This is a genomic window from uncultured Parolsenella sp. (assembly GCF_958346945.1).
In the GTDB taxonomy this organism is placed as follows: Bacteria; Actinomycetota; Coriobacteriia; order Coriobacteriales; family Atopobiaceae; genus Parolsenella.
Genome location: NZ_CATVTL010000005.1, coordinates 126,372 through 132,976 on the forward strand (window position 1 = coordinate 126,372; position 6,605 = coordinate 132,976).

Consider the following 6,605-nt stretch of genomic DNA (forward strand, 5'->3'; position numbering starts at 1 on the left):
CGGGGGAGTTCGATCCCTCGCCGCCCCTTTTGTCTGCCGCCGCTCGTTCGTTCATCCGATCTACGCGCCGGAGAGCCTCCCAATACCTAAATCGGATGAGCGGGGCTCTGTCGCCAGATGGCTGGCCGTTTCGCCCGGCGGGCGACGCTAGGCCTGCCTCGTGCCCTGCGTGAGGCAGTCGAGGAAGGCGCGGGCCGCGTGGCTCAGCAGGCCCGGGCGAAAGACGGCGCAGATGCTGCGGGTCACGGCGGGCTCGAGCGGGCGCGTCTCAATGGCGTAGGGGCAGCGGCGCAGGATCAGCGCCGGCAGAATCGAGACGCCCAGGCCGTTCTCGACCATGCTCATGATGGCGTAGTCGTCCCAGGTGGCGAGCTTGGTCGCGGGCGTAAGGCCGGCCGCCTCGAACAGCGGGCTGATCTCGTTGTTATCGCCGCGTTCGAGCAGGATGAACGGGTCGCGGCAGAGGTCGGCGAGCGTCACGCACGTCCCGGCGGCCAGCTCGTGGCGGGCCGGCATCACGGCGAGCAGCTCGTCCACCAGCACCTCCTCGCGTGCCAGGCCCTCGCGCGGCGTCTGGGGCGGGTAGGGGAGAAACCCAAAGTCGACGACGCCCTCGGCCACCCACTCTTCGATCTGGTTGTAGTCGCCCATGCGCAGCTCGTACTCGATGGCGGGGTGCGCCGCCTGGAAGCGCCCGATGGCGTCGGGCAACACGTGGGTCGCCACGCTCGAGAAGGTGCCGATGGTGATGTGGCCGCGCTCGAGGCCCACGACCTCGCCCACGCGCTCAACGAGGCGTCGGTGGTCCTCGCACAGCACCTCGACGAAGGGCATCACGAGCGCGCCATCCTCCGTAAGACGCACGCCGCGCCGGCCGCGCTCGAGCACGGCAAAGCCCCACTCGCGCTCGAGGTCTGCGATCATGCGCGAGACGCCCGACTGGCTGTAGGCCAGCTCGTGGGCCGCGGCGCTGATGCTGCCGAGACGAACGGCGCAGCTGAGCGCCTGATACTTCTGGATCGCCGCGTCCACGGTCATCCTTTCTCTCTGGCCTATGACACTGGGGGCGTGCCTTCTGTCATATGGCAAAAGGCACGTCCCCGTTGTCATGCTCGCCTTTGGCCTAATGCGTGCCAACAGGCCCGTCCCCCTTGACACGCATGCCATGCGATATTGTGCTAGCAAGTATGCCAAACATGCGCTTTTATCCTAGCATGGGCGCTGTCACACTGGGGTACGGAAAATCGCCCGCACGCAGCAAGGAAGCGCCCTTCCCATGTCCAACGCCAGCAAGAAGTACCTCGCTTCGCTCGTCCTCTTTGGCTCCAACGGCATCGTCGCCTCGATGATCGACCTGCCGAGCATCTTCATCGTGCTGGCGCGCGTGACCCTGGGCGCCGCGCTGCTCGCGGGCGTAGTGCTCGCGAGTCGCCGCAACCGCGCCAACCTGCAGGCGCCCAGCCACCCGCGCGAAGCCCTCTACCTGCTGGTATCGGGTGCCGCCCTGGGCGTTGCGTGGCTCTTCCTCTTCGAGGCCTACCGCTACGTGGGCGTGGGCACGGCGTCGCTGCTCTTCTACTGTGGCCCCGTCATCGTCATGGTCCTCTCGCCCGTACTCTTTGGCACGCGTCTCACGGCCCGGAAGCTGCTGGGGTTTGTCGCCGTCATCTGCGGCGCGTTTCTCGTGGTGGGAGGCGGTGCGGGCGGCGCCATCCAGCCCATGGGCATCTTCCTGGGCGCCATGAGCGCGGTCATGTACGCTGTCATGGTGATTTTCTCCAAGAAGGTGAACTTTATCGGGGGCGTCGAGTGCTCCGCGCTGCAGCTGTGCGGCAGCTTCTCTGCCGTGGCCGTCTACCTCGTGGGATGCGCCGTCGCAGGCACCCTTGCCGCTCCGAGCGCCGCTGAGCTCGCTCATCTCAACGTGGGAGCCATCCTCTGTATTGGCCTCGTCAACACGGGTCTTGGCTGCTTCATGTACTTTTCCTCGATGGGCGAGCTGCCCGTGACGCGCGTCGCGGTCTGCGGCTACCTCGAGCCCCTCTCGGCCGTGGTGCTCTCCGCCGTGCTACTGGGCGAGCCCATGAGCATGGCCAACGTCGCCGGCGCGTGCCTCGTGCTGGGTGGCGCCCTCTACTCCGAGCTGGGCGACCAGCTCGTCGACCGCCTGCGCGAGCGCCGTCACCACCGCCTCGCCGCGGCCTAGCCCCTGTCCGAGAAGGACGCTGCCGAGACGGTCATGCCTTTCAACCCTGCCCGCTCACATCAAACTTCGTCTCTCGTGGCCCCGCGGCCGCTCCTTCGGGTATCGTTGGAGCCACCGCAGGGCCACAATGCTATCCGGGGGGATTCATGGCTTACCAGCTCATTGCGCTCGACATGGACGGAACGCTGCTCGACTCGAAGAAGCGCGTGCTACCCAGCTCGCTCGACGCCATCCGCCGTGCGTCCGATGCCGGCAAGGCCGTCGCCATCAGCTCGGGCCGCTGCCCTGCGATGGTGGCCCTCTACAAGGACGACCTGCCCGGCGTTCGCTACGCAATTTGCTGCGCCGGCGCCACAATCTATGACCTCGAGCAGGACAAGACCATGTTCGAGCAGTGTCTCGACCCCGCCTTTGTCGACCGCGCGCTCGAGGTGGCCGAGGGCCTCGGCTTCTTCTTGCTCGAGGTAACGAGCGGTGCCAACGTCTACATGCAGCCCGATGAGGTCGAGCACGTGGAGGAGGTCGGCGTGGGCGCCTACGCCGGCCTCTACCGCAAGACCTGCACCATGGTCGATGACGCCCACGCCCTTGCCCGCGAGCTGCGCGGCAACCTCTCCAAGCTCAACTTCCACTTCGCGAGCGTCGAGGCCCGCGACCGCTGCCGCGAGCTGCTCGAGGGCGACGACGTCGTGATCACCAACGCCGAGCGCTCGACCATGGAGTTCACGGCGCGCGGCATCGACAAGGGCCAGGGCGTGGCCCGTCTCGCGCAGATCCTGGGTATCGACAACGACCAGACCATCGCCGTGGGAGACGCCGAGAACGACCTGTCGATGCTGCGGTCGGCGGGCCTTGGCGTGGCGATGGGCAACGCCCTTCCCGAGGCCGTCGCCGCCGCGGACGTGCAGGTGGCCGACAACGACCACGACGGCGTGGCGGAGGCGATTCGCCGCTACCTGCTCGCGTAAGGAGCGGTGCCGCGCGTGGCGTCCTTACGCACTTCTCGCACCATAAGACCAGCTGATGGCTAGTGTGGCACTTAATGGGGGAGCGGCTGGCCCACAGGGGCTGGCCGCTTTCTCATGCACGCCCCTCGCTTGCGTACGCCCCCTCGGCGTACAAAGCGTTAACAAATAATGAATTGGTCCGCGCGCCCGCCGCGCTCCTTGCGCGGTGCTAGGATGAAGACCCGTAGAAAGAGAAATGTTGGTATCTACGGGAAGGTTTCCTCGCATGACAAAGCACATCTTCGTAACCGGAGGCGTCGTCTCGTCCCTTGGCAAGGGCATCACCGCTGCCTCGCTCGGTCGCCTGCTCAAAAGCCGCGGCTACAAGGTCATGATGCAGAAGGCCGACCCCTACCTCAACGTTGACCCGGGCACGATGAGCCCGTTCCAGCACGGCGAGGTCTTCGTTACCGAGGACGGCTACGAGTCCGACCTCGACCTGGGCCACTACGAGCGCTTCATCGACGAGAACCTCACGCGCAACTCCAACTTCACCACCGGTGCCATCTACCAGAGCCTCATCGCCCGCGAGCGTCGTGGCGACTTCCTGGGCGGCACCGTGCAGGTCATCCCGCATGTCACCAACGCCATCAAGGAGCGCTTCCGCCGCGTCGAGGAGCAGACCGGTGCCGACGTCGTGATCACCGAGCTCGGCGGCACCATCGGCGACATCGAGGGCCAGGCCTTCGTCGAGGCCATCCGCCAGTTCCGCAAGGAGAAGGGCGCCGCCGACTGCTGCCTCATCCACGTGAGTCTCGTGCCCTACATCGCCGCAGCCCACGAGGTCAAGACCAAGCCGACCCAGCACTCCGTGCGCGAGCTGCGCTCCATGGGCATCCAGCCCGACTTCATCATGTGCCGCTCCGACCACGAGGTCGACGAGTCAATCCGCGCCAAGATCGCGAGCTTCTGCGACGTCGAGCCCGACTGCGTCTTCGAGAACTCCGACTGCGCCTCGATCTACGACGTGCCGCAGCACCTCGCCAACCAGGGCTTTGACCTCAAGGTCTGCGAGCGCCTGGGCCTCGAGCCGCGCAAGAGCGACATGAGCGAGTGGTACGGCTTCACGAGCCGCATGCACGAGGCCAACGCCAAGTCCGACGTCACCAAGATCGCCGTGGTGGGCAAGTACACCCAGCTGCCCGACGCCTACCTCTCGGTCATCGAGGCCCTGCACCACTCCGGCGTCTACTACGGCCGCCACGTCGACATCAACCTCATCGACGGCGAGAACCTTACCGAGGCCGACGTCGAGCAGGTCCTGGGCGACGCCGACGGCATCCTCGTGCCCGGCGGCTTTGGCATCCGCGGCCTCGAGGGCAAGATCCTCGCCACGCACCGCGCCCGCACGACCAAGACCCCGTTCTTGGGTATCTGCCTCGGCCTTCAGGTGGCCGTCTGCGAGTACGCCCGCAACGTCGCCGGCATGCCGGGCGCCAGCTCCACCGAGTTCGTGCCCGACTGCGAGTACCCGGTGATCGACCTCATGCCCGACCAGGAGGACGTCACCTCCAAGGGCGGCACCATGCGCCTGGGCGCCTACCCCTGCAAGGTCGCCGAGGGCACGCTTGCCCGTGAGGCCTATGGCGAGGAGCTCGTCTACGAGCGCCACCGTCACCGCTTCGAGGTCAACAACGCCTACCGCGACAAGCTGCACCAGGCCGGCCTCACCTTCTCCGGCGTCTCGCCCGACGACCGCCTCGTCGAGATGGTCGAGCTGCCCGAGGACGTGCACCCGTGGTTCGTTGCCGCGCAGTTCCACCCCGAGTTCAAGAGCCGCCCAACGCGCCCGCAGCCGCTGTTCCGCGAGTTCGTGCGTGCCGCGATCGCCCGCCACGAGGGCGTCGACCGCCACGAGGTGACCCCGGGGGAGTAGACCCGTCGATTTCTCGTGGGCGTTCATCGAGTTGAGTGCCTGCGCCCGTCGGACTGACGCTAGTATTATGTCGCCCTGGGCCCCGTGCCTGGGGCGACTCGTTCATCCGCGCCGCGCTCATCGTGGCTGCGGCGATCCGTGGGGGCGGACCAACTTGGAACTTTCTCGTGCGCTCAAGGAGTACCTCAACTACGTGGCGGTCGAACGCGGCTGCTCGCGCAACACCGTGCTGGCCTATGGCCGCGACCTGCGCAGCTACCTCGCGGGACTTCGCCGCGACGGCGTGACGCGCCCCGAGCAGGTCACGCGCGAGCGCATCGAGGCACACGTGCGCCGCCTGCGCGAGAGCGGCCTTGCCATCTCGAGCGTCGAGCGCGCGGTGTCTGCCATCAAGGGGTTCCACCGCTTCATGGTGGCCGAGCGCATCGCCGACAACCACCCCGCGGCCGACCTGCCCCTGCCCAAGAAGCCCGACCGCCTGCCCGACGTGATCAGCCGCGAGCAGGCCGCCGCCCTTCTCGACCAACCCTTTCCCGAGACGCCCGCGGGTCAGCGCGACCACGCGATCGTCGAGGTGCTTTATGGCTGCGGACTGCGCGTGTCCGAGCTGTGTGGGCTTGACCTGCGTCAGGTGATGCTCGACGAGCAGATGCTGCGCGTGGTGGGCAAGGGCGACAAGGAGCGCGTCGTGCCCATCGTGGGCTCGGCGGCCAGCGTCTTGGGCGAGTACCTCGAGACGTGGCGCCCGCAGCTGGTGAGCTCGCGCGTGTCGAGCAGCGCGGTGTTCCTCAACAACCGTGGCAGGCGCCTGTCGAGGCAGAGCGTGCACGCGCTGGTGGCCAAGGCCGGGACGGTCGTGGGCATCGAGGGGCTGCACCCGCACACGCTGAGACACAGCTTTGCGACCCACATGCTCGAGGGCGGGGCCGACCTGCGCATCGTCCAGGAGCTGCTGGGACATGCCGACATCTCGACGACGCAGCTCTACACGCACCTCGACCGCACCCACGTGCGCGAGGTCTACATGGAGGCCCACCCCCGCGCCAACGCGTAGCCGCTGCCGGTTACCTGTCGGGGCCCACGATATCGCCGCTCTTCTCGCATGGCGTCCCGACGGCTTGGGCGCATGCCCCTTTGGCGTGCCACAGCTCTTCTCGTGCGCTGACAGGGTGGGGCCGTCCCACAGGCCGGAGAGCCCTTAGCGTGCCGCCTTCGCTCTTCCCGTGCGCTGCCCTGCCTGCCGTTTGTATCAAACCAGTGGTTCTTGCCGCGCAGAAATGCACATCGTTGCGGTTCTTTCCGCGAAAAGGGCCAAGTAGGGGCCGAGACGCGGCAAGAACCGCGCCTTTGTGCAAAACCGACCGGCAAGAACCGCAGTTTGCAACATTTGGCATTGATCCTCTCTGTGAGGGAAGAGGGACTCCTTGCCAGAACCAGCCATTTGCTGCAAGGGACATGTTTTGGCGTCGTGGCGCCTTGCAGAAATCGGCACATTGCTGCAGGCGGCCAATTTGGG

At 66.8% G+C, this 6,605-nt stretch carries 5 protein-coding genes; 4 read left to right on the forward strand and 1 reads right to left on the reverse strand.

All coding sequences use genetic code 11. The annotated features are described in order from the left end of the window. Positions 1–147: 147 nt before the first annotated feature. Positions 148–1,038, reverse strand: a complete 891-nt coding sequence (locus tag Q3866_RS04940; RefSeq protein ID WP_301830065.1) for a LysR family transcriptional regulator — start codon at positions 1,036–1,038, stop codon at positions 148–150. Between the two features lie 238 nt (positions 1,039–1,276). Between Q3866_RS04940 and Q3866_RS04945 the strand changes: the two genes are divergently transcribed. From Q3866_RS04945 to Q3866_RS04960, 4 genes are all read left to right on the forward strand, one after another. After that, positions 1,277–2,206 (forward strand): DMT family transporter, encoded by a 930-nt coding sequence (locus tag Q3866_RS04945; RefSeq protein ID WP_301830066.1) that lies wholly within the window; start codon positions 1,277–1,279, stop codon positions 2,204–2,206. 146 nt (positions 2,207–2,352) lie between these two features. After that, positions 2,353–3,174, forward strand: coding sequence for a Cof-type HAD-IIB family hydrolase (locus Q3866_RS04950; RefSeq protein WP_301830069.1), 822 nt, complete (start codon positions 2,353–2,355; stop codon positions 3,172–3,174). A gap of 265 nt (positions 3,175–3,439) precedes the next feature. Continuing rightward, positions 3,440–5,089, forward strand: coding sequence for a CTP synthase (locus Q3866_RS04955; protein ID WP_293673736.1), 1,650 nt, complete (start codon positions 3,440–3,442; stop codon positions 5,087–5,089). A 154-nt stretch (positions 5,090–5,243) separates the two neighbouring features. Continuing rightward, positions 5,244–6,143, forward strand: a complete 900-nt coding sequence (locus Q3866_RS04960) for a site-specific tyrosine recombinase XerD (protein WP_301830071.1) — start codon at positions 5,244–5,246, stop codon at positions 6,141–6,143. The last annotated feature ends 462 nt before the right edge of the window (positions 6,144–6,605 follow it).